The following is a 1982-nucleotide window of genomic DNA, read 5'->3' as shown; positions in this document are numbered from 1 at the left end:
TCTGCCGAAGCCAATGCCTTCTTTGTCGCTTTAATGTATGTTGTTAGTCCTGGTGTATTCTCTTCACTCACTATAAATGGGACAGTAGAGAAATTAAAAATGTAGGTGTGGTCGTCAAACATCTTTCCTGGAGCATTGACGAATGAACCCTCAGATAGCTTTTTACTGTCTAGTATTAAGTAGGGAAAAACTGTGAAAGAGCCACAAGCGTAGAGGTTGTCAGGTAGGTTGCTCATTGTCTTTTGGTAGTTGGGTGTGGAGGGATCTTGAGGGATTATTGGCGTTTCCTCCATCGTTTCTGTCTTGTCCTTCCTCTTGGGCTGCTCATGATTAGGGGTAGAACAACCGAGTAAGCTGATTGCGAAAACAATCGTAATAACGAATTTAATATTTTTCATCTTGTCCTCCCCTCGTTTCCTGTACTCCTAGTCCCTGACTGAACGAAATCTTTCACATCCACTAGTACGTTAGTATTAACATACTTGAGTTCGAAAAAAACTGGAACCCCAACGTTCGTACGATCAAAAATGGCCGTGAACATCTTGTTAATAAACGTTGGTGTTGTTCCCCAAAATGATTCATCAGAATTATCGCCCTTAATCCAAACATAAGATTCTGACTCTGACAGAATCTTAGTAAGCTCTTTAGAGAAATTAGCTTCTCCTTTGACTATTTTTGTAGAAATAGCTAACTGGATGCTTGACTTTACCTGATCGAAATTGTAGTTGGAATATATAATCAAGTAGGCAACTTTGCCGTAGGTCATAGAACTAACATAGGCTTGAGACTTATCTTTGACTTGATCGTTAGTTATTTTACCATCAACTTCTGTTTCTACTTTGAAATTACCGACCTTGAGTCGAGCTAAAAGAATACTTTTGTATTTCTTCGAATTTGCTGAGTATGATGCTTGTCCACTGAAAGATGTGGCAATAGATAAATTCCCCCCAAAAGCAGTTGAAATATCACTATAAGTTTTAACCTCTTTAAAACTGGCTTCTGCTGTAGATTTTGTATTTCTTTTTGAAGATGCAGTAAATTCATTCGACTGCATTGCTTCCCTAAAAGCTAGTGCGTAGCTAACCTTCCCCTTTGGGCTCTTGACTTCCACAATATATGGCTCAGGGGAGAAGAAAAATATCAAATAGTGGGGATTCTTTTTGGGATACACTTCATGCCAAGCTCCATGAAGTATGTACTTATCTGCAAGAATATTTTGTGTTGGGTAAACTGTTGTGCTTCCTGTGAGGAATTCTGCTCTTTCTCCCGCTCTCATTTCTGATACATTACTACTGATATCATCCAGAGAGAGCTCTGAGGAACTATCTAAATTGAATCTGTCAATTTCATCCCACGCAGATTTGATTTCAGTAATACTTGACATTTCTTTTTCTTGTGTGGAGCAAGAGGTAAGAGATAACGAGGTCATAAGACCGAATACAATAAAAAAACTTCTGTTTCTTTTCATAAAGCGTAAATATGTTGAGTTAAATAATGACGGCACAAAGGTACTGCTTTTTTTATATTTACCATAGATTGCAACTATAACGGCTTGTGTCGATCGCAAAAGTAAATAGCGGCTCTATAAGAGGGTAGAGATGTTCATCTGTCTATTTTATGGAAAGCAACATGGGTCGTGGTTCTTGCATTCACCTTGTTGCTAAGGTGTAACGTTGGGTGAATTAAGCTTCTTTCTTCGCTTTCGGATATGTTACTAGCTTTGAAGTATATTTTCTGCATTGAGAAAGGGCTGAGAGGTGAGATTGAAGGTGTTATTTAGTTGTCAAATGCTTTGTTCCCTTAGATTGTCACGCTGGAAGAGGGGCAATATTCTTAGGTTAATCAGGAAGAAGATACCTAGGACTAAGATCTGTAAGCTATGTCTGCTTATTTTATTGTATGTCAGTGTAATAACAATAGGAGCGTATGGTGGAAAATCCTAATGAGGCGAGTGCTAATCGTGGGTAGCCATATCCGCCAAT

At 38.6% G+C, this 1982-nt stretch carries 2 protein-coding genes; both read right to left on the bottom strand.

Annotated elements, in window-relative coordinates:
* On the bottom strand, positions 1–398 hold a 398-nt coding region (locus IX315_RS09505; RefSeq protein ID WP_211837412.1), incomplete at its 3' end, for a hypothetical protein.
* A complete protein-coding gene (locus IX315_RS09500; protein ID WP_211637320.1) occupies positions 395–1468 on the bottom strand; it encodes a hypothetical protein in 1074 nt (357 codons plus the stop codon). The genes IX315_RS09505 and IX315_RS09500, both read right to left, overlap by 4 nt.
* Positions 1469–1982: the final 514 nt, after the last annotated feature.

Origin of the sequence: Porphyromonas levii (genome assembly GCF_018206105.1) — a bacterium.
In the GTDB taxonomy this organism is placed as follows: Bacteria; Bacteroidota; Bacteroidia; order Bacteroidales; family Porphyromonadaceae; genus Porphyromonas_A; species Porphyromonas_A levii.
This window is presented reverse-complemented; position numbering and strand designations above follow the sequence as displayed.

What these genes read in the sequence shown, in the direction of transcription:
- IX315_RS09500 (WP_211637320.1), bottom strand. Translation starts at nt 1,468, where the DNA reads ATGAAAAGAAACAGAAGTTTTTTTATTGTATTCGGTCTTATGACCTCG.